This window comes from Stenotrophomonas sp. LARHCG68 (assembly GCF_052871705.1).
Genome location: NZ_JBIXJV010000004.1, coordinates 148676 through 174855, shown reverse-complemented (window position 1 = coordinate 174855; position 26180 = coordinate 148676). Strand labels below are relative to the sequence as shown.

The window sequence follows — 26180 nt, the reverse complement described above, 5'->3', positions numbered from 1 at the left end:
CAACGGAAGGGGGCGGTTGCTGCAGTCGTCCGGATTGCGGGTAGGAGCGGCTTCAGCCGCGAAGCTGGCGGTGCGGCAGGTCCTTGGAAGGGCGACGCCTGCTGGGTTACCGGTTACCGTCCACGTAAGGGCGCGACTGCAGGATCAGGATGTCGTTGCCGACCACCGCCCACTCGATGTCCTGCTCGGCGCCGCCCAGGGCTTGCCGGGTTCTGCGGCCAACGGCGGCAAGCCGCGCGACCAATGCGTCGTTCAGTACCTGGCGCGAAGCGGGCAGGGCGACCTCGCGTACGCCGCCGTTGCGATCGGCGACCAGCTGGGTGTCTTCGGCCGAACGGCTGAGCACCTGCGCCGCCCGCGAGCGGCTGGAATACATCACCTGTTCGGCCTGGCGCTTGCCTTCCACCACGCGGATGCCCAGCCCGCGCTTGGCCGAGATGTAGGTGATGTTGCGACGGCCAGCATCGAACGGATCGCGGGTGATCATCACGCCCGAGCTGTCCGAAGGCACGGCCTGCTGCACCAGTACCGCCATGACCACCGCATCCTGCCCCAGCCCTGCCACGCGCCGGGCTTCGTAGGCTTCGAAGTTGTAGACCGACGCCCACACCGTCTGCACCGCTTTGACCAACGCATCGGCGCGCACGACGTTGGGAACGGTCGTGTACAGGCCGGCACCGCTGAAGCCGGGCAGGTCCTCGGAGTTGGACGAGCTGCGCACGAACACGCCGGCGCTCCGCAACTGGCCTTGCCATTGGCTCTGCACGAGCTGGACCAGCGCAGGGTCCGCAGGCGCATTGGCGATGGCCTGGCGCAGCTCGGTCAACGCCTGGCGACGGCGTGAGGCGTCGCTGGCGAAGCCCGGGCTTTGCTCCAACGCGGCCAGTCGTTCGGGAATGCGCAGGCGCTGCATGAAGGCCTGGTAGCGCGAGAACGGAATGCAGAAGCCGTCCGGCACACGCGCATCGGGCGGCAGCGCGGCGCGGAGCGTGCCGAGATTGGCGGCCTTCACGCCGCAATGGCGGCTGTCGCCCCGGCGCAGTTCGGCCAATGGCTTGAGCGCACTGACCGACAGGTCCGGTCGCGGCAGGCTGGCGGTTGGACGCTGCGCGGTGCTGGCGGGTACGCGTGCCGGACGCGTGGCCGGGCGCACGCTGTAGTTGGTGTTGCTGACCTCAAGCTCCACCCATTGGCCGTCATGGCGGCGCAGCTCGGCCTGTGCGTCGCGGACATACGCATTGGGAATCCGCCACCCCTTGGCCAGCAGGTTGACGTGCGAGAGCAGGGTGGAAGGACGTTGGGTGATCAGCCCGGCTACCGGTGGCAGCGAGATGGGGACCTCATCCAGTACCACGATGTCCTGCGGCGACAGCTCGCCGGCCTGCTCCACCGAACGCACGATGCGCAGGCGGCCCTGCGCGCGACCGGTGTTCAACGGCAGGAAGACCTGCTCACGCAGCAGCGCTTCCTGGGTGATGAACGCGACGCCTGCGGCACGGGCGGCCTGTTCCTGCTGGGTGGAGTTGCTCTTGAACCGGATCGCGTCCTGGAACGTGGCACGGACACGGGCGTCGGCCAGCCGCAGCAGTTCCGGCGTGAGCTGGTCGCCTTCCCAGAATTCATGTACGTAGCCGGGCAGGGCGCGTTGCCAGCTGAGGGTGCCGAACAGGAACCGCCGCTGTGGATCGCGGTACTGCGCCGCCAGCGTTGCCTTGTCCAGCTGGGGCATGAGCTTCTCGCGGCGTACGAAGGTCTCGTGCAGCGGGAAACGCGGCGTGTTGATGTAGTACATGCGATCGCCCTGCTGCCGATCAATCGCGAAGATCAGGTGCGGGATCTCGAGTGGCGTGCCGACGTTGTAGACACGGGCCAGGCGCATGAAGTCCTCGCGGCCATCAATGCGTGACAGGAAGTCCGGTGCCTGCCGTGAGGCGGCGCTGGGAGCCTGCGGGGCATGTTCGTAGGACGACGGCTTGCGTGCCGTCTGCGCGGACGCCGGTGCAATGCACAGCACGGTGAGCGTGGCCAGGCCAAACAGACCGGCACGCAGGCGGGGAAGAAGGGGGCGGAAGGCTCTGTCCATGAGTCCGGTGGAACGCGGCAAACGGCGGCCATGATACGACGGCACCGTGAAGAGGTCCCGTTCCGATGGCATGGCGCCGAGGAGCCGGCTCAGTGGACGCGCGTGAAGCGGCCGGACGCCAGCAGGTAGAGCACCGCGCAATGGATGAGCACGGTCAGCCAGAACGCGACCTGGAAGGACCGCTTGCGGTGCTTGTGGTGGAACAACCCCTGCGCCATCAGCGCACCGGGCCAGCCACCCAGCAGCGACACCAGGTGCAGGGTGTTCTCAGGGGTGCGACGGTTACCCTGCTGCGCGGCGGCCTTGTCCAGCGCGTACAGCAGCAGGGCGACCAGGCTGAGGCTGACGATGACCAGCGCGGACCATGCCGGTATCCATTCCAGCCACCCGCACGCTGCGAGCGACAGCAGGGCCGAAAGACCCAGCGCGATACGTGGCAGGTGGCGTGCGTGGCGGCCGGGCGTGGTGGATCTTCCCCTGGATGCGGGCGTATTGCGGCCGCGGGCGCCCGCCGTGTCGGCCAGGCGCACGGCGGTGGCATTGAGGCGGTTGCGTTCATCCTTGCGCACCGCGTAGCTGATCAGCGCGCCGTTGGAGGGGCGCTGCCCGCGTTGGTCGAACGCCTTGATGTGGACGAAGGCGCGTTCGCCGCCACCGTTGGGGGTGACGAAGCCGAAGCCCTTGTCGTCGTTCCAGTCCTGCAGTCGTCCCTGGTAGCGCATCGTCGGCGTGGTGGTTCGGAGGGGTGTATTGGAGCCCAATCACGCGGCCGGCGATAGTGACCGGTGGGGCAGGGGCGCGTCCAGCCTGGAACCGGCATCGCCTGTTCCAGGCCGGGGTGTCACTGGTTGGCATGCCGTACCCGCAGGAAGCGGGGGAAGCGCGGCAGGCCGTTGGGTGTCAGCCCGTTGTAGCGGTAAGTGACCTGGCTGCCGACCGGTGGCGGCGTGCGGCGCAACGCGTCACTCAATCCGCTGCCCAGGCGGAAGTGCAGCCCCTGCGGCATCTCCATCAACAGTGCGCCAACCATGCCGGTGTACTTGCCCTTGCCGGGAACGTAGCCGATCACGCGTGCTTCGGCATCCTCGAACAACTTGAGCTTGAACAGCCCATTGCTGCGACCATCGCGGTAGGGATTGTCCTCATGGTGGAGCATCAATCCCTCGCCACCGCCTGCCGCCACGCTGCGCAGGTGACGGTGCAGGCTGTCCGTGTCGGCCAGGCGACGTTGCTCGACCAGGGCCAGGTGCGGGTTGCCGCTTTGTTCGACAACATCCTGCAATGCAGCCAGGCGCTGGCTGAACGTGCCTGGCTGCACCGGAAGGTCGAAAGCCATGAAACGCAGTTGTCGCCATGCGTCGTCGCGGGCGGGATTGCTGCGGACGATGGCGCTGGTGGCATCGAAGCGTTCGCGCGCGATCCAGAGTTCGCCGTCCATCACCTGCGCCGGCCAACCGCGGGTGAACCAGACGGGCGCGGGTATCACGCTGCCGGTGCGGGTGCGGAGTTGCCGGCCATCCCAGCGGGCGCGGACACCGTCGAGTTTCTCGCTGACCCAGAAGCGGGTGACGTCGGGACCGTCCTGCCAGGTGCTGGCGGACATCAAGGGGGATGAGGCGGCATGCAGGGGGCCGCAGGTCAACAGCAGGAGGCACAGCAACAGGCGCGACACCATGGTGGCGACTCTCGTTCGGGGAAGAGTCGCCAGCGTGTTCGGGGCAGTGCGATCAGGCCATCGGCCGCGCCCGGGGCGTGGCGTAGGCCCGGGGATCAGGCGGTTGTCGGCAGGGACTGCAGGAAGTCGCGTACCGCAGGGCCGAAGCGGTCGTAGTCGACCAGGAAGGCATCGTGGCCCTGGGGCGAGTCCATGCCGATGAAGCGGGCGTCGGCGCCGCCGGCACGCAGTCCGTCGGCAACCTGCTGCTGCTGTTCGACCGGGAACAGAATGTCGGTGTTGGCACCGATGGCCAGCGCCCGCTCGACGTGGATCTTCGCCAGCCCGGCCAGCACGTCGCCGCCGGCGTACTCGGCCAGGTCGAACCAATCCATCGAGCGGCCCAGGTAGAGGTAGCAGTTGGGGTCGAAGCGGCGTACGAAGCGGCGCGCATGGCCTTCCAGGTAGCTTTCGACCTGGAATTCCATGCCGAACGGGTCCTCGTCGGCCAGCTCCGAATCCAGTCGCACGCGACCAAAGCGGCCATCCCATTCCAAGGCCGAGCGGTAGGTGATCACGCCCAGCTTGCGGGCCATGCGCATGCCCGACTCGGGGTAGTGCTCCTCGTCGTAGTCGCCGTTGTTCCAGGCCGGGTCCAGGCGGATGGCCTCACGCTGCAGCGAGCGAATGGCGATGGAGAACGGCAGGGCCTGCGCGCTGCCGGAAATGTTGATGTGGCTGCGGGCGATGCCCGGGTGCTGGTATAGCAGCGCCAGCGCGGTCATGCCGCCCATGGAGTTGCCGATCAGGCAGGCCAGCTGCGTGATGCCCAGGGCCCTGACCACGTCGGCGGCGGCATTGGCCACATCCTCGATGGACAGCTCCGGGAAGCTCAGCCGGTACGGCTGTCCGGTCGCCGGGTCCGGCGATGCGGGGCCGGTGGAGCCCTTGCAGCTGCCCAGCGAATTGACGCAGACCACGAACCAGCGGTTGGTATCGATCGGCTTGCCGGGGCCAAGCATGGGTTCCCACCAGCCCGGCGCCGGGTTGCCGGCATGGCTGGCGGCATGGGCATCGGGTGACAGCCCGGTGACGATCAGGATGGCATTGCTGGCCTGGGCATCGAGCGTGCCCCAGGTTTCGTAAGCGACGCGGGCACCATGCAACACGCCGCCGCGCTTCATCGGGAAAGGCGAGGCGAGGGCGTGAAAGCGGCTGCCTTCGGGGATGAATTCAGTCATCGGCCAATTTTAACGGGGCAGGGGAAATGGGCGATGCCCATCCAGATAACCGGCGGCTATTTGAATATGTTGCGCTCAGGGTTGGCCGAGCGTGATCTGCACGACCTTGTCGGTGGGCAGATCGAGCGTGATCGGCGCCGATTCCACGTCGCCATCCTGGCGCATGGCGGTGCCGCTGGCCGACAGGCGCGCGAAAACCTCCACCCGCGTGAGTTCGGACAGCTTCTGGGTAGGCATGGGGCTATCCGCGTCACTGAGGGTGACGGTCAACGGGTTGGCCTGGACCGGATGGCGCTGCACGGCGACCGGCATCGGTGGGCCACCGGGCACGCGCGCGATGACGAATACCGTGTCCTGGCCTGCCGCGGCGCGTGCGGCCAGTGCCGGGGCAAGGGTGACGGTGACGCTGAGGCCCGGTGACGGTGAGGTGCTGGCGGTCGGGGTGGCCGGTGCCTGCGCAGGGGTCGGTGTCTTGCCGCGGGCGATGTCGATCTGCTCCTGCAGCGCGGCGGCGGCGGCCGGCTCCAGGCGGCTGAGCAGGCTCTCCCAGGTGGCCGCGGCGGCTTCGTCCTGGCCGCGCTGGCGCTGCACGATGCCGGTCAGCCAGATCGCGCGTTCGTTGTCCGGTGCGACTTGCCGCGCATGCTGCAGCCATTGCACGGCGGTGTCGTCGAACAGGGACTGTGGGTTGGCCCGTGCCCGCGCTTGCGCGGCCTCGACCAGCAAGGGGGCTTCGTCCGGTGCCAGCTGCACCGCGCGTTCGTAGGCGGCCGCGGCCTCGGTGGTGCGACCCAGCTCCAGTTGCGAGCGCGCCAGCAGGAGCCAGCCGTCGGCGCGTGCGGGGTTTTTCTCCAGGGCTGCCTGCAGCTGGGTGATGCCTTCCTCCAGGGTGCGCGGGGCGTCGGCGCTCTGGCCATCGGGCAGCTGCAGGGCGGCCGGCGTGCCGAGCCATTGGTGCAAGCCCAGGGTGGCGACGATGGCGGCGGCGACCAGCGTGCCCCAGATCCGCCGCTTGCCATCCCGCCACAGCGGCCACAGCACGATGCCGGTGGCGATGGCCGCCAGCAGCCCGGCGCCGATCAGGAACGTGGTGCTCACCATTGGCGATCATCCTGGCTGGTGTCACGGCCGGCGTCCGGCGCGAGAGGGACGGCACGCGCGCGACGGCGCACGTACAGCACCAGCACCACCGCCCCGACCAGCAGCAACAGGCCCGGGCCGAACCACAGCAGCAGGGTGCTGCCTTCCAGCTGCGGGCGGTACAGCACGAACGGGCCATAGCGATCGACCAGGAACTGCTTGATCTCCGCGTCGCTGCGGCCCTGTTGCATCAGGGTGAGCACCTCGCGGCGCAGGTCATGGGCGATCTGCGCGTTGGAGTCGGCCAACGACTGGTTCTGGCACTGCACGCAGCGCAGTTCGGCGGTGAGGGCGTGGAAACGGGTTTCCTCGACGCGGTCGCGGTACTGCAGCGGCGTCGGGTCGCCGGCCGGTTGCGCCTGGGCGGCAATGGCCAGGCACAGCCACACCAGCAGGCCGGCCACTGCCTTCATCGGCTGACCCCGAAGTCCGGCGCGACATGGCGGCCGCCGCTTTCGGCCTCGACCTTTTCCAGCGCCGGTATCAGTTGCTGGTCCAGCACGTCCTGGCTGATCGCACCGCTGTACTTCCAGCGCACGATGCCGCTGCCGTCGACCAGGAAGGTTTCCGGTGCGGCGGCGATGCCCCAGTCCAGCGCGGTGCGGCCTTCCTCATCGGCCAGCACGACCATGTAGGGGTTGCCCAGCTGTTCGAGCCAGCGCAGGGCGTCGTCGCGGTTGTCCTTCCAGTTGTAGCCGATCATGCGCACGCGCTTGGTCTCGGCGAAGCGGGTCAGGATCGGGTGCTCGTCGCGGCAGGTCGGGCACCAGCTGCCCCAGACGTTGAGGATGTACGGTGCGCCGCGCAGCTGTTCGTCGGTGACGTGCACGTTGGGGTCGTGCAGGACCGGCAGCGAGAACGCCGGCGCGGGCTTGCCGATCAGCGCCGAAGGCAGGCTGTCGCGGTCCGGTGCACCGGAACGGCTGACGCCGTACAGCATCAGGCCGAGCAGGCCGAGGAAGAACAGCGCGCCCAGCGCGATGGCGACGGGCGGCAGGCGGTGCGGCTTGTTGGATTCGGGGGCGGGGGTGTTCATCGGGATTTCTCCGGGAGCCTGCGGAACCGGCGGTCGACGGCGGTGATGAAACCGCCCAGCGCCATCAGCGCCGCGCCCAACCAGATCCAGCGGACAAAGGGTTTGATCTGCACCCGGACGGCCCAGGCGCCATTACCCAGTGATTCTCCCAGTGCGACGTACACATCGCCACCCAGCGCCGGATGGATGCCGGCTTCGGTCATGGCCTGGCCGCCGCTGGCATACATGCGTTTTTCCGGGTGCAACAGGGCGACCTGGCGGTCATCGCGCAGCACCTTCAGGTGACCGCGGTCGGAGTGGTAGTTGGGGCCGTCGGTGGCATCCACGCCCTCGAACACCAGCTGGTAGCGGCCGGCCTGGACCGATTGCCCGGGGGCCAGGGCGACCTCGTGCTGCACGTTCAGCGCTTCCACCAGCAGCGCGCCGACCAGGAACACGGCGATGCCAAGGTGGGCGACCAGCATGCCCAGCGTCTCCGCATTGAGGCGTCCGCTGTTGCGCAGGCGCGTCCACAGGTAATACAGCGTGCCCAGGCCCACCCAGGCGGCGGCGGCGAGACCGGCGGCGGTCTTGAGCTTGCCCTGCGGTGCCATGTACCAGCCGATCACGCCCAGCAGCAGCGCCAGCCCGGCCCACGGTGCCAGCAGCGCCAGCGGGCGCAGGCCCTGCTCACGTTGCCAGCGGGTCAGCGGCCCGACCGGCACCAGCAGCACCAGCGGCGCCATCAGCAGCAGGAACAGGGTGCCGAAGTAGGGCGGGCCGACCGAAACCTTGCCCAGGTCCAGCGCGTCGGCCAGCAGCGGGTACAGCGTGCCCAGCAGCACCATCGCGCAGGCGCAGGCGAGCAGCAGGTTGTTGGCCAGCAGCAGGCCCTCGCGCGAGTTCAGCGCGAAGGCACGGCTGGGATCGCGGCTGTTGCCGCCGACGGTGGGCGCGCGCAGCGCGTACAACAGCAGCGAGCCGCCGACCACCAGCGCCAGGAACACCAGGATGAACAGGCCGCGTGCCGGGTCGGCGGCAAACGAATGCACGCTGGTCAGCACGCCGGAGCGGACCAGGAACGTGCCCAGCAGCGACAACGCGAAGGCGGCGATGGCCAGCAGCAGGGTCCAGCCGATGAACACGCCGCGCTTCTCGGTGGCGGCCTGGGAATGGATCAACGCCGCGCCGACCAGCCACGGCATGAAGCTGGCGTTCTCGACCGGGTCCCAGAACCACCAGCCGCCCCAGCCCAATTCGTAGTACGCCCACCAGCTGCCCAGCGCGATGCCGATGGTCAGGAAGGCCCAGGCCACGTTGGTCCACGGCCGGGTCCAGCGCAGCCAGCGCACGTCGATGCGGCCGTCGAGCAGGGCGGCGATGGCGAAGGCGAACGGCACCACGAAGCCGACATAGCCCAGGTAGAGCATCGGCGGGTGGATGATCAGGCCCGGGTCCTGCAGCAACGGGTTGAGGTCGTGGCCTTCGGCCGGGGCCGGCAGCAACCGCGCGAACGGGTTGGAGGTGAACAGCAGGAAGGCGATGAAGCCCACGCTGATGATGCCCATCACCGCCAGCACGCGTGCCACCACGTCGGCCGGCAGCTTGCGCGAGAACTCGGCCACGGCCGCCGTCCACAGTGCCAGCACCAGCGCCCACAGCAGCAGCGAGCCTTCGTGCGCGCCCCACACCGCCGAATAGCGGTAGATCATCGGCAGCAGCGAGTTGGAGTTCTCGGCCACGTAGCGCAGCGAGAAGTCCTGGCGCACGAAGGCGATGGTCAGCACCACGAACGCACCCAGCAGCATGGTCAGCTGCAGCATCGCGGCCGGGCGGGCGGTGGCGATCAAGGCCGGCGCCTGGCGCTGCGCGCCGATCAGTGGCAGCACGCTCTGCAGCAATGCAGCCAGCAGGGCGAGGATCAGCAGGACCTGTCCAATCTCGGCAAGCACTCAGGGCGTTCCCGTGGCAGGCGGGGTAGCGGGGACCTGGTGCTTGGTGTGGGCCTGGCCCATCTTGTCGGCCAGTTCCTTGGGCATGTAGGTCTCGTCGTGCTTGGCCAGCACGTCCTCGGCGACGAACACGCCGTTGGCCATGCGCCCGGTGGCGACCACCGCCTGCCCTTCGCGGAACAGGTCCGGCAGGATGCGGTCGTAGGTGACCGGCAGGACCGCATCGCCGTCGGTGACGTCGAAGCGGGCCAGCAACGCGCCGGGTTCGCGCTTGAACGAGCCCTTGGCGACCATGCCGCCGAGCCGGAAGCGGGCATCGGCGGGAACCTGGCCGGACTGCACTTCGGCAGGCGTGTACAGGTAGGCGATGTTGCGCTGCAGTGCGGCGGTGACCAGCGCGACGGCGACGCCGGCAACGGCCAGCACCAGCACCACCAGCAGCAGGCGACGGCGTTGGGTGGGCGTCATCGGCTCAACTCCTCGTCCACCGGTACCTGCGTGGCCTGGCGCGCGCGCGCGACCCGGCTGCGCGCCTGGCGCAGCTGCCGGCGGATCTGCAGCCGCGGCACGATGAAGTCCCATGCCAGCACGATGAAGAACACCGCGTAGGCCATGGCCACGTACTTGAAATAGGTCATGCCGATTTCTCCACGCGCTCGCGCAGCCACGCCTTGCCGGCCTCGCGGCGCAGGTTGTCGGCGCGTGCCCGCGACAGCAGCGAACCGGCGAACCAGAACTTGGTGGCCAGCACCATCAGCCACAGCGGCAGGATCATGCTGCCGTCCATGCTCGATTCGCCGAACACGCGGATGGTCTGGCCCTGGTGCAGCGAGTTCCACCACACCACCGAGTAACGGATCACCGGCAGCAGCACCACCCCGACGATGGACAGCAGGCCGGCGGCGCGTGCGGCGGCGCGGCGGTCATCGATGGCGCCATACAGGCCCATCACGCCCAGGTACAGGAACAACAGGATCAGCTCGGTGGTCAGGCGCGGGTCCCAGTCCCACCAGGTGCCCCACATCGGCTTGCCCCAGATGCTGCCGGTGAGCAGGGTGATCAGGGTGAAGGCGGCGCCGATGGGCGCGCAGGCCATGGCCAGGATCTCGCACAGCTTGATGCGCCAGATCAGCGCGATGGCGCTGTAGAAGGCCATCAGGCCGAACACGAACAGGCTCATCCAGGCCGACGGCACGTGGATGTAGAGGATGCGGAAGCTGTCGCCCTGCTGGTAGTCGGCCGGGACCACCGCCAGCGCCTGCCACAGGCCCCAGGCGAACAACGGCAGCGAAGCGATGTAGCACCACGGCGACCAGCGGGCGGCAAAGGTATCGAAGTACGCCGGGGAACCCAGCTTGTGGAACCAACCGATCAAACCCTTGAACATCCGCGCGCTCGCTGAGGAAGACGATGGCCGGGTCACGCTGCGGCGCCCGGCCGGCTGGGCACCGTAGCGATCACGATGCCGTTGCTGAAGTCATGCCAGCGCAAGATACCCGAATTCGGGCGATCTGGCCGAGGCCCGGCACCTCACCTGAGGGTGACCGTGCCCTTCATCATCGCCGAGTGGCCGGGGAAGCTGCAGAAGAACGACAGCGGCGCACCGGCGGCGACCAGGCGTGCGACCGGGATCGATACCGTAGTGGACTCCCCGCCGCCGACCACCTTGCTGTGGCCGATGATGCGGCTGTCGCCGGCCTTGAGGTAATCGGCGGCCAGGCCGGCGCGCATGCCGTCGGTGTCGATGCCCGCCATGTCCGAGGTTTTGGCCACCACCACGTTGTGGCCCATGATGTTCTTGGCCATCTTGCCGGTGTGGCTGAGGTTGATGGTGAAGTTGGCACAGCTCCTGGGCACGTCGATGTTGGCGAGGTTGTACTTCATCGCATCGTTGCCCTCCAGGTTCACGGAACAGGTGTCGGCGGCATGGGCGGAGAACGCGCCGCCCACGGCCAGCAGGGCAAGGAAAATACGGGACTTCATCTGCAACTCCTCGGACAGGGGTGGAGCGCCGGAACCCGGCGCGTGGGGTGGGTGTTACTCCTTGAGCGATGACAGCCAGGTGGAAACCGCCTTGATGCTGTCGGCATCCAGCTGGCGCCCGATGCCATGCATGACCCGGCTGTTGGTCGAGGCATCGATGGCGTCGTCATGGAACTGCTGCAGGCGGGCCTGCAGGTAGTCGTTCTGCTGTCCGCGCAGGCGCGGGTAGGCCGCATACGGTGCGCGGCCGCTGCGGTCGCGCTGGTCGGCCAACGGATTGCCGCGTGCATCGCTGCCGTGACAGCCCTGGCAGGGTGGGATGCCCTTGGCCGGCTCGCCGTTCATGTAGATGGCCTGTCCGGATGCGGCCAAGGCCGGGTCGATCTCAAGCGGCGGCGCGTCGGCAGGCGGGGGCGGCACGGGCAGGTGCGCGTAGTAGGCCGACAGGTCGCGGATGTCCTGTTCCTCCAGCGATGCCGCCATCGCGGTCATCGGTGACTCGGGCATGCGTCCGCTCTTGTAGGCGTGCAGGCTCCAGTACAGGTAGTCGGCGCGCTGTCCGGCCAGGTTGGGGAACATCGGTGCGATGGCGATGCCTTCGGCGCCATGGCAGGCCGCGCAGACCTCGGCCTTGGCCTTGCCGGCCTGCGCGTCGCCGGCCGGCGCATGGGCGCCGCGCAGGTCGTAGCGGGTCGGCGGCTGCACCGGCGTGCCGGGTTCGGCGACCGGTGCCGGTGGAGGTGTCCCCGCGTCCTGCGGGGCGGCCATGAGCACGGCCTGGGTGCCGGCAACGGCCAGTGCGGTGAGCAGCCAGAGCGCCTTCATAGGGCCACCTCGAACAACATGCCGACCTGGTTGACCTTGTAACTGGAGGGGCCGCCATCGGTATAGACGCGGTGGTCATACACCAGCGTGTCCTCGAAGCCGAAGTAGTGCCAGTCGGAGAGATTGCCGCGCTCCCAGGTATCGAAGAAGCGCAGGCGCATGCGTTCGTTCAACGGGACCGACAGGCCGGCGGTCAGCGAATTGACCCGGTAGACCATCAACGGATAGCCGCCGCTGGCCTGGGCGGCATTGGCCGGCACGGTCAGCGCGTCGGGGGAGGCCATGCGGTAGCGCGTGCGGCCCTTGGAGTAGGTCCAGTTCCAGGCCAGGTCGAGCGTGGCGCGGCCGATGCGGCGGGTGAGGTTCAGCCCGGCGTAGTGGTTGCGCTGGGTGTCGCTCATCCACCAGCGGTTGGCGTCGGGGTAGGTGACGCCGCCCAGGGCCGGATCGGTGCCGGTGGCGTCGTTGACGTTGGCCACGTCCAGCGTGGAGCGGTCGTGCCCGATCCATGCGCTGGTGGTCGTGGCCGGATTGGGCTGCCACTCCCACTGCAGGCTGCTGGCATAGGTGTCCAAGCGCTGGCGGCCGATCTGCGCGTCGTAGTGGTTGCGGTCACCGCGGAACGAGGCATAGACGGTCATGTCGCGTGGCAGGATGAAGGTGGCCATCAGGTCCAGCTTCTGCTGGGTACGCGAGGCGATGTCGTACTTGCGCAAGGCCGAAACGGTGTGCGGGCTCAATGCGTCCTCGCCGGTGAAGCCGGGCAGGGACGAGGAGAAGGTGAACGCGTAGGGGTCGTAGTAGTACCGGCTGCCGCTGCGGTCCAGGTAGGTGTAGTTGGCGCGCAGGGTCAGCCAGTCCAGCGTGCGGTTGTTCCAGCCCAGCTTGATCATGCTGTCGCGGGTGGTGGCGACCTCGCGGTGCGCGCGCTCGATGCGGGTGAAGGTGTAGGTGGCCGAGAGCGTGTTCCTGTTGTCCAGCCGGTAGTCCACGCCGCTGGAGAGCTCGTGGGTTTCCTTGTCCAGGGGCAGGTTGCGGATGCGGGTGAGCACCGAGGAGTTCGCGCCGGCGTCCCAGACCCCCATCTCGCCGGGGACCACGCTGCCCTGCGCGCCGTTCTCGGCGATGTAGCCGTACTGCCCGGTCAGCGGGTTGTAGGCCCAGTAGGTGCCGGCATAGTCCTCGCGCAGGTAGCGGCCGGTGCTGCGCCAGGTCAGCTTGTCGCTGGGCAGCAGCACCAGGCGCGCGTCCAGCTTCTGGTTGTTGATCGCCAGGTCGGCGCGCTTGCGCGACAGCGCGTCGGTGGTGTTCCAGTTGGCGCAGTCAAAGATGAAGGGCGGCGCCAGGTTCTGGCCGAACTGGCCCTGGCAGTCCATGGGCGCCTGCAGCCGGTCGTTCTGGCGCATGGTGGTCAGCGCCATCGCCAGCGAGAAGTCGCCGTTCCATGCCGGCAGCTTGCGGCTGACGGTGACGCCGAGGCGGTGGTAGTCGTTCTCCGGCTCGTAGGCGAAGGAGCCGGAGTACAGCGCCGGGGTGGACGCGCCGGCCACCGAGTACAGGCCGTATGGCACCTGGTAGTCGTAGGCGCCGTGCGCATTGCGGAAGAACGAGCCGGTGTAGTTGAAGTCGCTGCGCCAGACGTTGCCGACGAAGCGGAAGCCGCCCATCACGTTCATCGTGCTGTCGTCGATCGGGCGTGGGATCTCGTAGATGCCGCCATTGGCCGGGAACGGGTAGTTGAAGAAGAACGGGCCGCCGAACGGCCGCGCGCCCTTGCGTTCCTCGTGGGTCAGGCTGGCATAGCCGGTCCAGCGCGGGTTGAGCAGGTAGTTGATGCTCACGCCTTGCTTGTCGCGCACCACGCTGAGGGTGGTGAAGGGCTGTGCCGCCGACAGGGCTGCGACCTGCGCGGGCGTACTGCCGGCGGCGGTCAAGCCGGGTTTCAAGGTCAGGTGGGCACTGCCAACACCGTCCCAGATCGAACGCGCATTGCCACTGAGCACGTTGGGGGTGCTGCGCACGAAGGCCTGCACCTTGTAGCGGCCGGCCTGGCCGAACACCGCGCGGTAGTACTGGTTGTCGCGCTCCAGCCGGCTCAGCCGGACGTCGGCATAGCTGCCGTCGGCCGCGCGCTTGAGGCTGAAGTTGGCCTGCAGGATCAGGCCGTCGTCCGGGTCGCGGAAGCGCCGCCAGTGGGTATTGGCCTCGTCACCGCTGACGTGCAGGTAGCCCAGCCCGACGTTGCCGCTGTAGGTCCAGCCATTGTCGCCGAGCGGTTTTTCGGTGGGCATGTGCGGGGCACAGCCGTACAGGAACCCGGTCGGGGTGCGCTTGGGCTCGGCGCTCAGCCAACTGGCGCCATCCGGATCGCAGCCGTCCCAGCCGATGCGGCCGCTGGGGTCCAGCCAGTTGCCGAACTGCAGGTCGATGCCGGCGCCACTGTCCTGGGCCTGCGCCAGGCCACCGAGCAACGCCAGCGACAGCAAGGACCAGCGGCAGGTGCGCGAACGTTTCCGTGTGCACATGTCCTTCTCCCGTTACTTGTGCAGACGTGGGCCGGAGGGGTGGTTGGAGCCGTGTACCTGGGCGTGGCAGGTGATGCAGCCGCGTCCCATCAGGCGCTCGTCCGGCGTCATCGCGCCGCCGAGCGAGATTTCGGTCTGCAGGTCGTTGGGGTGACGGGTGTGCGAATGGCATTGCTGGCACAGCATCGGGATCGGCGCGACCAGCAGGGCATGCTGGTTGGAGCCGTGGACCTGATGGCAGTTCAGGCAGCTTTCGCGCACCGGCGCGTGTTCGAACAGGAAGGGGCCGCGCTTCTCGGCGTGGCACTGGTAGCAGGTCTCGTTGACGGTGTCGGTCTTGAGCAGGGTGGCGTTGAGCGTGCCGTGCGGGTTGTGGCAGTCCACGCAGCTGATCGCGCCTTCCGGCAGCGGCATGTGCGAGCGGCGGTTGAACTGCTGGCGGATGTCCTTGTGGCAGGTGGCGCAGGTTTCGCTGACCGATTGCTTGGCGGTCAGCCCTTCGGCCGAGAACTTCTGCATCGGGTTGTGGCAATCGCTGCACGACAGGTCGTTGCGCTGGTGGATCGAGCCCAGCCAGGCGTCACGCGGGCCACCGGCATGGCACCCCAGGCAGCTTTCGGTCTGGTTGGCCACCGGTGTGCCGCCCTCGTGGCTGAAGGCGATGATCGCCCCCTTCTGGGTGGGGTTGGCGGCATGCACCGAGCCCGGGCCATGGCAGGCCTCGCAGGTGGCGGTGGCCGGATTGGCGGCCAGGGCGACCTGCATGCCGGCCGCATGCGCGGTGTGGGCGAAGTTGCCGCTCTCCTGGCTGTGGCAGGCAGTGCAGACCTGCTGACCGACCGCCTTGGCATCGGGATGGGCCAGGTTGCGCGCGGGTACCGCGTCGGCAAAACCGGGCGGGGCACTGAAACCGTGGCCGGACTGGGTGGAGGCGAAATGGGTTTCAGGCAGCTTGACCGCCTGCCCGGATGCGTCCGCCTTGACCGGCGCGAGCCATGCAACCGATACCAACACCGCGGTAGCGACGAGCATCAACAATGCCAGATAGACCCGCACGTTCCCCTCCTTGTGTTGCCCCTGCCGACGGGTGGGTGGCAACGCTGGTGAGTGCAGCGTAATTACGGTTACGCCCTAATTTCGTGACGGGGTTCGCTGCGGTCAAGCTGCAACGCAGCAAGCTGGGGTTCAGCTTCGGGGCAGGGCGCCTGCGACGAACAGGCGGACGGCCAGGCGGGCCTGCTGTTTGGCGCGCGGGATGTCGTCCGGGCTCATGCGGCCGTTGGTGGAGCGCAGGATCACCCCACCGATGACCATCATGTAGAACAGGTGCGCCGAACGCTCCGGGTCTTCCAGGTACAAGCGGCCGGCGTCGGTCTCGCGCCGGAAGTAGCGGCTCAAGCGCGCCTCCATGGGCTCGATGCCATGGGCCTGGAACCAGTCGCGCAGTTCCGGCAGGCGCATGCCTTCGGAGATCACCACGCGGTGGCAGGCGATCCGCGAAGGGGTGAGGATCTCCTCGACCATCAGGTACGCGGCTTCTTCCAGTGCCTGCTCGGGCGGCAACGTGGATTGCGCCAACTCGTCCAGGCCACGGCCGAAGTTGTCGATGCTGCGCTCCATCAGCGCATGCACCAGCCCGACCTTGTCGCCGAAGGCGCGGTACAGGGTGGCCATCGAGCCGCCGGCGCGCTTGACGATGTCCGACAACCGCGCGGCCTGGTAGCCCTTCTCGTTGAACACCTCGGTGGCGGCGTCCAGGAATTTCTCCACCCGCAGTTCACCGCGACGCTGCAGCTCGACCGCAGGGCGCGGAGGCAGGCTGGGTTTGGCGGTGGGGGAAGACTCTGGAGACAGCCGGTCGGTCATGTGATCGCTGCTATTCAGTGAGAACGAGCGAAAGGATAGCGCCGTTTGCGGTTACGAGTTCGCGATCCGGATCGCAGCCGCGGCGGTCAGCGGGGCCAGGAACGCGGCGACGACCAGCCCGGCGCCGAGCATCAGCAGCGCGCCGCCCGGGTCCAGTCCCTGGGCCGCGGCCGATACCGCGCCGGCCCCGAATACCAGCACCGGCACGTACAGCGGCAGGACCAGCAGGGCCAGCAGGATGCCGGCCCGGCGCATGCCCACGGTCAGTGCCGCGACCACCGCACCGAGCAGGCTCAGCAGTGGGGTGCCCAGTGCCAGGGAGGTCACGAGCACTGGCAATTGGGCAGCGGGCAAGTGCATCAATTCGGCCAGCAGCGGGCTGACCAGCACCAGCGGGAAGGCAGTGGTCAGCCAGTGCGAGAACACCCGCACGGCCACCAGCCAGGCCAGCGGCACCGGTGCAAGCAGCCATTGCTCCAGCGAGCCGTCCTCGGCGTCGCTGCGGAACAGGGTATCCAGCGACAGCAGGCCGGCCAGCAGGATCGCCAGCCACAGCACCGCGGAGGCCACGCCCTGCAACTGCCTTTCCTCCCCGCCCATGGCCAGCGCGAACAAGGCCACCACCAGCAGGGCGAACAGCACCGGTTGCGCGGCATCGCCGCGGCGCCGCCACAGCAACCGCAGGTCGCGCGCCAGCAAGGCGCGGGCGGCGGTGAACAGGGTGGGCTGGGGGCCGGGCAGGCTCATGCGGCGTCCTCGTTCCCGGGCGCGCGGCCCAGCACCAGGGTGCGGTTGCGCACCGGCGGGGCGGCGTAGGCGCCGTGGGTGGTGACCAGGGCGGCGCCGCCGCTGCGCAGGTGGGCGGAAATCATGCGGTTGACCAGGTTGATGCCATCCAGGTCGAGGTTGGCGTAGGGCTCGTCGAGCAGCCACAGCGGTGCCGGCGACAGCCAGATGCGGGCCAGTGCCAGCCGCTTCTTCTGGCCGGCGGAGAGCTGGCGTACCAGGGTGTCCTCGTAACCGGCCAGGCCGACGATGGCCAGCGCGTTGCCGGGCATCTGGCGGGCGCGGCGGCCCTGCAGCCCGCACAGGAAATGCAGGTTCTCCAGCGTGCCCAGGTCCTGCTTGAGCGCGGTGAGGTGGCTCAGGTAGGCGATGTAGCGCGAGCGGTCCTGGGCCTTGGCCGGGCGGCCATCGATGTCGATCTGGCCGGCGTCCGGGTGCAGCAGGCCCGCCAGCACCCGCAGCAAGGTGGTCTTGCCGGCGCCGTTGCTGCCCTGCACGAGCAGGGCTTCGCCGGCATCCACGTGCAGATCCAGGGGGCCGAACACCGGGTCGTCATTGCGGGTGAAACGCAGGCCACGTGCGGCGAGCAGTGGCGGTGTGTTCGGCGAGTCGGTCATTGGATCGGGCGCTTCCGTCCTTGGGTGGGAGCGCAGGCAGGCTGGCGCATCGGGGCCGGGCATTATAGACCCGGCCCCTCATGCGGTTGGGTCATGGCCGGAACGGCACCGTTGCCATCGGCATTGCGTAAACTCGCGGTTTTCCCCTGGTGTGTACGTACTGATGCAACCGCAGACCAAGCTGCCCAAGGTGGGCACCACCATCTTCACCGTGATGTCGCAGATGGCCGCCGAGCACGGCGCCGTCAACCTGGGCCAGGGCTTTCCCGATTTCCCGGCACCGCAGCGCCTGATCGACGAGACCGCCAAGGCCATGCGCGAGGGGTTCAACCAGTACGCGCCGATGACCGGCATGGCGCCGCTGCGCCAGGCCATCGCGCAGAAGGCACTGGACTGCTATGGCGCGCAGGTCGACCCGGACAGCGAGATCACCGTCACCTCCGGCGGCACCGAGGCCATCTTCAATGCCATCCATGCGGTGGTGCGGGCCGGCGAGGAAGTGATCGTGCTCGACCCGGCCTACGACTGCTACGAGCCGGCCATCGACCTGGCCGGCGCGCGGGCCGTGCACGTCGCGCTGGATCCGCAGACCTTCGCGGTGGACTGGGACAAGGTGCGCGCGGCGATCACGCCCAGGACCCGCATGCTGATGGTCAACACCCCGCACAACCCGTCCGGCGCGATGCTGTCGGCGCAGGACATGCAGGCGTTGATCGAGGTGCTGCGCGGCACCGACATCTACCTGGTCTCCGACGAGGTCTACGAGCACATCATCTATGACGGTGCCCGCCACGAATCGGCGCTGCGCTACCCGGAGCTGCGCGAACGCGCCTTCGTCATTTCCAGCTTCGGCAAGACCTACCACTGCACCGGCTGGAAGATCGGCTATGCGATCGCACCGCCGGCGTTGACCGCCGAGTTCCGCAAGGTGCACCAGTACAACACCTTCACCACCTACAGCCCGGCGCAGTACGGCTTTGCCGCGATGATCCGCGACGAGCCCGAGCACCACCTGGAGCTGGGCGCGTTCTACCAGGCCAAGCGCGACCGCTTCCGCGCGCAGTTGCTGACCACGCGCCTGAAGCCGCTGCCGGTGCCGGGAGGCTACTTCCAGCTGGTCGACTACTCGGCCATCAGCGACCTGCCGGACCATGAGTTCGTGAAGTGGCTGACCATCGAGAAGGGCGTCACCGCGATCCCGCTGTCGCCGTTCTACGAAACCCCGCCGGCCGGGCAGCGCCTGGTGCGGCTGTGCTTCGCCAAGAACGACGCTACCCTGGACGCGGCCATCGCGCGCCTGCAGGCGCTCTGAGGCGGCCGGCGTGGGTGTGGGCCAGTGGCTGTTCTGCGTGCTGTTCGGCGGCTTCCTGGCCGCCGTGGCCCTGCGCGGCTGGCTGTTCTTCTCGGTCGTACAGGACGGGCTGCGCGCGCGCGGGGTGGCGGTGGATGATGGCTGGTTGGCCGTGCGCGGCAGCTTCAGTCGCTACACCCGAACCTACCTGGCGCTGCTTGATGCCCAGGAGCGGCGCCAGCCGCGCAATCGATGGGTCGCCCGGCTGCAGTGGCTGGTGCCGCTGCTGGGCGCCGGCATGGCGCTTGGCGCGATCCTCGCTTCTTCGCTTACAGGACAATGACGATCATGCAGGACCTCCGTATCTCGCTCGTGCAGGGCGACACCCGCTGGCACGACCCGGCCGGCAACCGCGCGCACTACGCCGCGTTGCTGGCGCCGTTGGCCGGCAGCACCGACCTGGTGATCCTGCCGGAAACCTTCACCAGCGGCTTCTCCAACGACGCCATCGACAAGGCCGAGGGCATGGACGGGCCGACGGTGGCGTGGATCGTGGAGCAGGCGCGCGCGCTGGGCGCGGCGGTCACCGGCAGCGTGCAGCTGCGTGAGGGTGGCGCCGTCCATAACCGCCTGCTGTGGGCCACGCCCGATGGCCAGCTGCAGTACTACGACAAGCGCCACCTGTTCCGCTACGCCGGCGAGCACAAGCGCTATGCGGCGGGCAACGAACGCCTGAGTGTCGAATTGAAGGGATGGCGGATCAATCCGCAGATCTGCTACGACCTGCGCTTCCCGGTGTTCTGCCGCAACCGCTACGACGTGGAGCGCGCCGGGCAGATGGACTTCGACCTGCAGATCTTCGTCGCCAACTGGCCCTCGGCACGCGCCTATGCGTGGCAGACGCTGGCGCGCGCGCGGGCGATCGAGAACCTGTGCTACGTGGCCGTGGTCAACCGTGTCGGCGTGGACGGCAATGGCCTGCACTATTCGGGTGACAGCGCGGTGATCGACTTCCTCGGCCAGCCGCAGCTGGAAATCCGCGAGCGCGAGCAGGTGGTGACCACGACGATCTCGGCGCAGGCCCTGGCGGCCCATCGCGAACGCTTCCCGGCGATGCTGGACGCGGACGACTTCACCCTGGCCGGGCCGGTCGTGGCTCGCTGAACGCACGCACGGCCACGATCGCGGCCACCATGCGCACGCCTCGGGCCGGCTGCTAGGCTCGGCCCGGGTTCACGCAACCGAAGGAGCAACCATGAAGAAGATGACCGCTGCGCTGTTGCTGTTGGCTGCCGTCGGGCTGGCCCCGGCCGCGCAGGCCGCCGGCAACATCGATTGCGAGCTGCACTACAACCTCACGGGGTGGTCGGCGTTCTACAAGACCTCGCAGGGCACCGGCACCATCACCTGCGACAACGGTGCCAGCATCCCGGTGAAGATCTCCGCCAAGGGCGGCGGCCTGACCGTGGGACGCACCACCATCACCGACGGGCGCGGCAGGTTCACCGGCGCCTATGCATTGAATGACCTGCTTGGCACCTACGCAGCGGCCGAAGTGCATGCCAGTGCGTCGCGTGCCAGCGATGCGCAGGTGATGACCAAGGGGGACATCTCGCTGGCGCTGGCCGGTACCGGTCGTGGCTGGAGTCTGGGTATCGGTTTCGGCAAGTTCGTGATCGAGCGCCGCTGAGTCCTGGAGCCACGATGCCCGGCCCTGCGGCCGGGCATCGAGATCATTCGTCGACGGCGACCGGGAATGCCTTCAACGCTGCCCATACGATGGGCTTGGCCCATTCGGGTACCTGCGCGAACTCCTCCTGCGTGGCGGGGCAGAGGATCTGGCCGCGTTCCACTTCCAGCACCAGCAACGGCTCGACCTGGCCATCGGCATCGGCGGGACTGCTGTTGTCGTAGACGTGCAGTGCGGCCAGGTGCGGGAGCAGCTCGACCAGGTTCAAGCGTGAGCTGTCGAAGCGCTGGCGGATCTTGCCTTCGGGGATGTCGTGGCCACCATTGGCCACGCGCTCGGCCACGCGCTGCAGGTGCAGCTCGACGTTCTCCAGTCCGCAGAACCAGATGCTGACTTCATGCCGCGCGCTGGCTTCACGCAGCAGGGCAGGGATGGTGTTCGCGCCCAGCGTGGTTTCGAAGGCGTAGTCGACGTCATCGGCCATGGCCGCGCGCAGGCGGCGGGTGCCCTCCTGCCAGGCGGTGGCATTGGCTTCATCCAATGGCCATCCGCGTTCGACCAGTTGCCGGGTGAACGCATCGGGGTTGAACCAGGTGGCGCCGTCCTCGGCCAGCATCATGCCCAGCAGCGAACTCTTGCCGGCGCCATTGACGCCGGCCAGGACAAGGATCCGTGCCATCGGTCAGAGCGACTTGCCCAGCCGGATCCTGCGGCCACGACGGGCCGGTCGCGCCAATGCCCTGGCCAGGCCGCCGTCCTGCAGGGAGGACAGGTGCGCATCGAACTCGGCCTGCAGCGCCTGCAGTGACTGCGCGCGCTGGGCGCCGGCGGAATGGCCGTTGGCCTGGTCCACCAGACGCCGGTACTCCTCGGCCGAGACCACCACCGCCTGCGGATGATTGTGGTTGGTGATCACCACCGCGCCGCTGCGGAGCACCTTGCGCATCAGGTCCGGCCAACCCTTGGCCTTGACGTCGCTGGCGGGCGTCTTTTCCAGATCCAGCAGATTCAGGGAGAGGTCCATGGCGGCATCCAGCAGGGGAGTAAGGGGAAAATATCCCAAAATTACCATTTTGGGTACTTTCCCGACGCCAGTGTTCAGGCGGGCGAGGGGTGGCTGAACGCAGAACGCCCGGCGCGGGGCCGGGCGTTCGGGTCATGCCAGGGGGAGACTCCTTGCGGAATCAGCCGCCACGCGGGCCGCGGCCACCGCCACCGGGACGGCCGCCACCCGGGCGACCGGCGCCGCCGGGGCGATTACCACCCGGACGCGGGCCGCCGGCCGGACGGCCTGCGCCGCCGGGGCGGTTGCCACCCGGGCGCGGACCGCCGGCAGGGCGGTTGCCGGCCGGACGTGCGCCATACGGGTTGAAGCCCGGGTTGGCGTGGTCGGACGGGAAGCTCGGGGCGTTGCCCGGGTGGCCATAGGGGTGCTTGCGCTGGCCCTGGCCGGCACCCTGGCCGGCACCACCGCCCTGCGGGCGGCCCTGGCCACCGGCGGCACCACGGCCGGCGCCACCGGCGCCCGGACGCGGCTTGTTGCCGTACGGCCGTGCCTGGCCATCCGCGCCACCGCGGCCCGGACCCCGGTTGCCACCGGGACCGGCATTGCGGTGGCCGGTCGGGCCGGTGCTCACGCCATCGGGCACGTACCAGGTGCGGAACGCGGCCGGGTTGCCTTCCGGCAGGCCACGGTCGCCCTTGGGGGCCTTGCGCTGCTTGAACGGCTTCTGCGACTGCTTGGCCGCCGCTTCGCCGCTGACGGTCAGGCCGCCCTTGAAGCCGCCGCCCTTGCCACCACGGCCACGGCCGCGGTCTTCGCGCAGGGTGTCGAAGCGGCGCAGTTCGCGGCCTTCGTCGGCGGTGTTGTGGCCGTTGACGTAGGCATTGCCGCGGCCGCCGTCGCGCGCGACGCGCACGGTGGTCTTGGCGGCCTTGCGCTGGCCGATCACCGGCTGCAGCGTCAGCGCCGACGGGGTGCCTTCCTCCAGCTTCAACTGGCTGCGCAGGGCTTCAACCTGCGGGCTGGGCAGTTCCACCGACTGGCCGCGCAGCAGTTCGCGCGGCAGTTCGATCTTGCCGTAGCGGGTGCGCTTGAGGCGGCTGACCTGGCAGCCCTGCGATTCCCACAGGCGGCGCACTTCGCGGTTGCGGCCTTCCTTGACCACCACGCGGAACCAGTCGTGCGAATCGGTGCCGCCGATGCGTTCGATCTCGTCGAACTTGGCCGGGCCGTCTTCCAGCGCCACGCCGCGGGCGAGGCGGTCGACGATGTTGTCGGGCACTTTCTCCTCGCCTTCCGGGGCACGCACGCGCACCACGTACTCGCGCTCGACCTCGAAGGAGGGATGCATCATGGCGTTGGCCAGCTCGCCGTCGGTGGTGAGCAGCAGCAGGCCGGTGGTGTTGATGTCCAGGCGGCCGATGGCGATCCAGCGCGCGCCCTTGAGCGGCGGCAGCGACTCGAACACGGTCGGGCGGCCTTCGGGGTCTTCGCGGGTGGTCACTTCGCCTTCGGGCTTGTTGTAGACCAGTACGCGCGACGGGTCGGTCAGCGCGCTGGCCACGAAGCTGCGGCCGTCCAGGTCGATCTTGTCGCCGCTCTTGACCGACATGCCGGTCTGGGCGGTTTCACCGTTGACCTTGACCAGGCCATCGGCGATGCGCTGTTCCAGCGCACGGCGCGAGCCCAGTCCGGCCTGGGCCAGGACCTTGTGCAGGCGCTCTTCGAGCTTGGGCTGTTCGGTGCTGGCTTCGCGCTTGAGCGAGAGCTTGTTCAACGACAGCTTGCGAGGGGTGTCACTCATCAGTTTTGCTCCGGCCGGCGTTTTCCACGTCGGCCTCTGGGTCGGAATCGGCTACGTCAACAGCCACGGTCGTCGTCGCGACGGCGTTGTCTTCGGTTTGTTCCACTTCCGCCGCGCGCTCTCCCGGCGCGGCGTCGGGTTCGCCCGTGAGGGCGGTGGTGTCTGCCGTGGCGCCGGCATCCGGGGATGCCTGCGCCGCAGCGGTATCAGGGGTGTTGCGTTCGCCGGCCTGGGCGCCATCCGGGGTGGCGGCGCCTGCGGTCAGCGGTGCCGCTGGCTGGCCGTCGCCATCCAGCGGGAGTTGCGGTTCCAGCTCGCCGATGTCACGCAGTTCGGACAGCGGCGGCAGTTCGTCCAGGCGCTTGAGCCCGAAGTAATCCAGGAAGCCCTTGGTGGTGCCGAACAGGGCTGGCTTGCCCGGGACATCACGGTGGCCGACCACGCGGATCCATTCGCGTTCTTCCAGCGCCTGGATGATGTTGCTGCTGACCGCCACGCCACGCACCTGCTCGATCTCGCCGCGGGTGATGGGCTGGCGGTAGGCGATCAGCGCCAGGGTTTCCAGGGTGGCGCGGGTATAGCGGGTCTTGCGCTCGGTCCATAGCCGGGACACCCAGCCGTGCACCTCGTTGGTGATCTGGAAGCGGAAGCCGGAGGCCACCTCGACCAGTTCGACGCCACGGCCGGCGCAGCCTTCGCGCAGCAGTTCCAGCGCGCGCTCGACGCTGCCCGGCGGGGCCGGCTCGTCCTCCGGAAACAGGCCCTGCAACTGTGCCAGGGTCAGCGGCTGGCTGGAGGCCAGCAGCGCACCTTCGACGATACGGTTGATCAGCGGTTGATCCATGCGTTGGCTTGTAGGCTCAGGCGGGGTCGTTGTCGGCGTCATCGAACTCGCTGGAGAACGCCAGCGGTGCGTTGGTGTTGCCGGCGGCCAGGGACTTGACGTAGATCGGGGCGAGCGGTGCTTCCTGCACGATGTCCAGCAGCTGCTCCTTGGCCAGTTCCAGCATCGCCAGGAAGGTGACCAGTACGCCGAGCTTGCCTTCCTCGGCGGTGAACAGCGTTTCGAAACGGTAGAACCGGCCGTCCTCCAGGCGCGCGAGCATGTCGCCCATGCGCTGGCGTACGCTCAGTGCCTCGCGCTTGATGGCGTGGCCGCTGAACAGCTCGGCGCGCTTGAGGACCTCGTGCAGCGCCAGCAGCATCTCCTTCAGTTCCACCGGCGGCGGCAGCTTGACGGCGGCGCGCTCCGGCACGAAGGCATGGGCCAGGCTGGTGTCGCGGTCCTGGCGGGGCAGGGCATCGATGTCCTCGGCGGCCTGCTTGAAGCGCTCGTACTCCTGCAGGCGGCGGACCAGCTCGGCGCGCGGGTCGGCTTCCTCGCCTTCCACGCTGGGCGGGCGCGGCAGCAGCATGCGCGATTTCACCTCGGCCAGGATCGCGGCCATCACCAGGTACTCGGCGGCCAGCTCGAAGCGCAGTTCCTGCATCACGTTGATGTAATCAACGTATTGCCGGGTGATCTCGGCCACCGGGATGTCCAGGATGTCCAGGTTCTGGCGGCGGATCAGGTACAGCAGCAGGTCGAGCGGGCCTTCGAAGGCGTCCAGGATGACTTCCAGCGCGTCCGGCGGGATGTACAGGTCCTGCGGGATCTGCAATACCGGCTGGCCATGCACCATCGCCAGCGGCATTTCCTGCTGCTGCGGGGCGTGAGGCGGCGCTGGCGGGTTCGCGTCGTGCGCGAGTTCGGAAGTCATCAGGTCGACATCGGGGTATAGCGAGCCGTACGCATGCCGGGTTCGCGCCCGGCTAGGTTCCTGCCCTGGTATTGCGAGCCATGCGCGCTTGCCTAGCGCGATTCCACACATCAACAACAAGGCGCGCCGCAGAAGGTGCGGCAACGTCATTACGAGGAGGTCGTCTACGCGGTCCGGGAGTGATGTGCTTCGGTCAACGAGCGGGGCCGGGAGCCTTCCGCTGCACCGAGCCGCTACAGGCCGTCTGCGTGCAATGGACTAAAGAGTAATCGCCGGGACCGGCCGATGTCCAGCGTTCTGGCGCTAGACTTGTGGTCGATCCATTCAGCGGACAAGGAGTGATGGCCCGGTGTGGTACGTAATCGAAGGGTATGACGGCGAGCAGGTGCTGGCCCAGCGGATGGCGGCACGCGGTGCCCATCTGGAGCGGCTCAAGGCCTTGCTTGACCAGGGGAGACTGCTTTTGGCCGGTCCTTGTCCTGCCATTGACGCCGAGGACCCCGGCCCGGCCGGCTTCAGCGGCAGCGTGGTGATCGCCAGTTTCGAGGACCAGGCCGCGGCGCGGGCCTGGGCCGACGCCGACCCGTACGTGGCGGCAGGCGTGTATACCCGGGTGGACGTCCGTCCGTTCCGCAAGGTGCTGCCATGAACCGGGTCGAGCAGATCCGCTCGGCCCTGCAGGCCGCCTTCCACCCGGACCTGCTGGAGGTGGAGGATGACAGCCATCGCCATGCCGGCCACGCCGGCGCCCGTGACGGGCGGGGCCATTTCAACGTGACCGTGGTCAGTGCCGCCTTTGCCGGCAAGGGCCCGTTGGCCCGTCACCGCGCGGTCTACGCGGCCGTGGGCGAGATGATGCAGACCGATATCCATGCGCTGTCGATCAAGGCGCTGACGCCGGCCGAGGCCGCGGGCAGCTGAACGTCGCGGTCGGTACCTGGCCGG

At 68.5% G+C, this 26180-nt stretch carries 29 protein-coding genes; 6 read left to right on the top strand and 23 right to left on the bottom strand.

Annotated elements, in window-relative coordinates; all coding sequences use genetic code 11:
* Window positions 1-106 precede the first annotated feature (106 nt).
* The 18 genes from ACIPR8_RS14965 to ccmA form a co-directional block, all read right to left on the bottom strand.
* Complete coding sequence (locus ACIPR8_RS14965; protein ID WP_446541505.1) at window positions 107-2083, bottom strand: PEP/pyruvate-binding domain-containing protein; 1977 nt, start codon at window positions 2081-2083, stop codon at window positions 107-109.
* 89 nt (window positions 2084-2172) lie between these two features.
* On the bottom strand, window positions 2173-2805 hold the full coding sequence (locus ACIPR8_RS14960) for a DUF1294 domain-containing protein (RefSeq protein ID WP_446541504.1): 633 nt from the start codon (window positions 2803-2805) through the stop codon (window positions 2173-2175).
* 119 nt (window positions 2806-2924) lie between these two features.
* Window positions 2925-3758 (bottom strand): DNA ligase, encoded by an 834-nt coding sequence (locus ACIPR8_RS14955; RefSeq protein ID WP_446541503.1) that lies wholly within the window; start codon window positions 3756-3758, stop codon window positions 2925-2927.
* Window positions 3759-3853: 95 nt separating this feature from the next.
* Window positions 3854-4978, bottom strand: a complete 1125-nt coding sequence (metX, locus tag ACIPR8_RS14950) for a homoserine O-acetyltransferase MetX (protein WP_446541502.1) — start codon at window positions 4976-4978, stop codon at window positions 3854-3856.
* 75 nt (window positions 4979-5053) lie between these two features.
* Complete coding sequence (locus ACIPR8_RS14945) at window positions 5054-6079, bottom strand: tetratricopeptide repeat protein (RefSeq protein WP_446541501.1); 1026 nt, start codon at window positions 6077-6079, stop codon at window positions 5054-5056.
* A complete protein-coding gene (locus ACIPR8_RS14940) occupies window positions 6073-6531 on the bottom strand; it encodes a cytochrome c-type biogenesis protein (protein ID WP_446541500.1) in 459 nt (152 codons plus the stop codon). Before ACIPR8_RS14940 ends, ACIPR8_RS14945 begins: the two co-directional genes overlap by 7 nt.
* The gene (locus tag ACIPR8_RS14935; RefSeq protein WP_132863021.1) at window positions 6528-7154 is read right to left on the bottom strand and encodes a DsbE family thiol:disulfide interchange protein; all 627 of its coding nucleotides are present in this window, start codon (window positions 7152-7154) and stop codon (window positions 6528-6530) included. The genes ACIPR8_RS14940 and ACIPR8_RS14935 overlap by 4 nt, the downstream gene beginning before the upstream one ends.
* The gene (locus tag ACIPR8_RS14930) at window positions 7151-9085 is read right to left on the bottom strand and encodes a heme lyase CcmF/NrfE family subunit (protein WP_313254539.1); all 1935 of its coding nucleotides are present in this window, start codon (window positions 9083-9085) and stop codon (window positions 7151-7153) included. The genes ACIPR8_RS14935 and ACIPR8_RS14930 overlap by 4 nt, the downstream gene beginning before the upstream one ends.
* Complete coding sequence (gene ccmE, locus ACIPR8_RS14925; protein ID WP_313254537.1) at window positions 9086-9553, bottom strand: cytochrome c maturation protein CcmE; 468 nt, start codon at window positions 9551-9553, stop codon at window positions 9086-9088.
* A complete protein-coding gene (locus tag ACIPR8_RS14920; protein WP_132863024.1) occupies window positions 9550-9723 on the bottom strand; it encodes a heme exporter protein CcmD in 174 nt (57 codons plus the stop codon). The genes ccmE and ACIPR8_RS14920 overlap by 4 nt, the downstream gene beginning before the upstream one ends.
* Window positions 9720-10472 (bottom strand): heme ABC transporter permease CcmC, encoded by a 753-nt coding sequence (gene ccmC, locus ACIPR8_RS14915; RefSeq protein WP_192286050.1) that lies wholly within the window; start codon window positions 10470-10472, stop codon window positions 9720-9722. Before ccmC ends, ACIPR8_RS14920 begins: the two co-directional genes overlap by 4 nt.
* A 143-nt stretch (window positions 10473-10615) precedes the next feature.
* Window positions 10616-11068 carry an azurin gene (gene azu / locus ACIPR8_RS14910; protein ID WP_192286049.1) on the bottom strand — a complete coding sequence of 151 codons (453 nt, stop codon included), beginning with the start codon at window positions 11066-11068 and terminating at the stop codon, window positions 10616-10618.
* Window positions 11069-11122: 54 nt separating this feature from the next.
* Window positions 11123-11893: a c-type cytochrome gene (locus tag ACIPR8_RS14905; RefSeq protein ID WP_446541499.1), complete on the bottom strand. Its 771-nt coding sequence runs from the start codon at window positions 11891-11893 to the stop codon at window positions 11123-11125.
* Complete coding sequence (locus tag ACIPR8_RS14900) at window positions 11890-14418, bottom strand: MtrB/PioB family outer membrane beta-barrel protein (RefSeq protein WP_446541498.1); 2529 nt, start codon at window positions 14416-14418, stop codon at window positions 11890-11892. Before ACIPR8_RS14900 ends, ACIPR8_RS14905 begins: the two co-directional genes overlap by 4 nt.
* A 12-nt stretch (window positions 14419-14430) precedes the next feature.
* Window positions 14431-15474 carry a DmsE family decaheme c-type cytochrome gene (locus ACIPR8_RS14895; RefSeq protein WP_313254529.1) on the bottom strand — a complete coding sequence of 348 codons (1044 nt, stop codon included), beginning with the start codon at window positions 15472-15474 and terminating at the stop codon, window positions 14431-14433.
* A gap of 129 nt (window positions 15475-15603) precedes the next feature.
* Window positions 15604-16284 carry a TetR/AcrR family transcriptional regulator gene (locus ACIPR8_RS14890; protein ID WP_446541497.1) on the bottom strand — a complete coding sequence of 227 codons (681 nt, stop codon included), beginning with the start codon at window positions 16282-16284 and terminating at the stop codon, window positions 15604-15606.
* Between the two features lie 51 nt (window positions 16285-16335).
* Window positions 16336-17031, bottom strand: a complete 696-nt coding sequence (ccmB, locus tag ACIPR8_RS14885; protein WP_313254526.1) for a heme exporter protein CcmB — start codon at window positions 17029-17031, stop codon at window positions 16336-16338.
* Window positions 17028-17687, bottom strand: a complete 660-nt coding sequence (gene ccmA / locus ACIPR8_RS14880; RefSeq protein WP_313254523.1) for a heme ABC exporter ATP-binding protein CcmA — start codon at window positions 17685-17687, stop codon at window positions 17028-17030. Before ccmA ends, ccmB begins: the two co-directional genes overlap by 4 nt.
* 163 nt (window positions 17688-17850) lie before the next feature.
* On the opposite strand from ccmA, the gene ACIPR8_RS14875 reads away from it, so the two are divergent.
* The 4 genes from ACIPR8_RS14875 to ACIPR8_RS14860 all read left to right on the top strand — a co-directional run bounded on the left by ACIPR8_RS14875 (window position 17851) and on the right by ACIPR8_RS14860 (window position 20668).
* On the top strand, window positions 17851-18999 hold the full coding sequence (locus ACIPR8_RS14875; protein ID WP_446541496.1) for a pyridoxal phosphate-dependent aminotransferase: 1149 nt from the start codon (window positions 17851-17853) through the stop codon (window positions 18997-18999).
* Window positions 19000-19009: 10 nt separating this feature from the next.
* A complete protein-coding gene (locus tag ACIPR8_RS14870) occupies window positions 19010-19321 on the top strand; it encodes a hypothetical protein (RefSeq protein WP_323437973.1) in 312 nt (103 codons plus the stop codon).
* Between the two features lie 5 nt (window positions 19322-19326).
* Window positions 19327-20142 (top strand): amidohydrolase, encoded by an 816-nt coding sequence (locus ACIPR8_RS14865; RefSeq protein WP_446541495.1) that lies wholly within the window; start codon window positions 19327-19329, stop codon window positions 20140-20142.
* Between the two features lie 91 nt (window positions 20143-20233).
* Window positions 20234-20668: a hypothetical protein gene (locus tag ACIPR8_RS14860; protein WP_132863035.1), complete on the top strand. Its 435-nt coding sequence runs from the start codon at window positions 20234-20236 to the stop codon at window positions 20666-20668.
* A 43-nt stretch (window positions 20669-20711) separates the two neighbouring features.
* Here ACIPR8_RS14860 and ACIPR8_RS14855 read toward each other — a convergent pair whose 3' ends face one another.
* From ACIPR8_RS14855 to ACIPR8_RS14835, 5 genes are all read right to left on the bottom strand, one after another.
* Window positions 20712-21347 carry a hypothetical protein gene (locus ACIPR8_RS14855; RefSeq protein ID WP_446541494.1) on the bottom strand — a complete coding sequence of 212 codons (636 nt, stop codon included), beginning with the start codon at window positions 21345-21347 and terminating at the stop codon, window positions 20712-20714.
* Window positions 21348-21350: 3 nt separating this feature from the next.
* Window positions 21351-21692, bottom strand: a complete 342-nt coding sequence (locus tag ACIPR8_RS14850) for a type II toxin-antitoxin system prevent-host-death family antitoxin (RefSeq protein ID WP_446541493.1) — start codon at window positions 21690-21692, stop codon at window positions 21351-21353.
* Between the two features lie 160 nt (window positions 21693-21852).
* Entirely contained in the window at window positions 21853-23475 is a 1623-nt protein-coding gene (locus tag ACIPR8_RS14845) for a pseudouridine synthase (protein ID WP_313254511.1), read from the bottom strand.
* Window positions 23468-24319 (bottom strand): SMC-Scp complex subunit ScpB, encoded by an 852-nt coding sequence (gene scpB / locus ACIPR8_RS14840; RefSeq protein ID WP_446541492.1) that lies wholly within the window; start codon window positions 24317-24319, stop codon window positions 23468-23470. The genes ACIPR8_RS14845 and scpB overlap by 8 nt, the downstream gene beginning before the upstream one ends.
* Before the next feature lie 16 nt (window positions 24320-24335).
* Window positions 24336-25235 (bottom strand): segregation and condensation protein A, encoded by a 900-nt coding sequence (locus tag ACIPR8_RS14835; protein WP_132863040.1) that lies wholly within the window; start codon window positions 25233-25235, stop codon window positions 24336-24338.
* 349 nt (window positions 25236-25584) lie between these two features.
* Between ACIPR8_RS14835 and ACIPR8_RS14830 the strand changes: the two genes are divergently transcribed.
* Window positions 25585-25884: a YciI family protein gene (locus tag ACIPR8_RS14830; RefSeq protein ID WP_132863041.1), complete on the top strand. Its 300-nt coding sequence runs from the start codon at window positions 25585-25587 to the stop codon at window positions 25882-25884.
* On the top strand, window positions 25881-26156 hold the full coding sequence (locus ACIPR8_RS14825; RefSeq protein ID WP_192286036.1) for a BolA family protein: 276 nt from the start codon (window positions 25881-25883) through the stop codon (window positions 26154-26156). Before ACIPR8_RS14830 ends, ACIPR8_RS14825 begins: the two co-directional genes overlap by 4 nt.
* The last annotated feature ends 24 nt before the right edge of the window (window positions 26157-26180 follow it).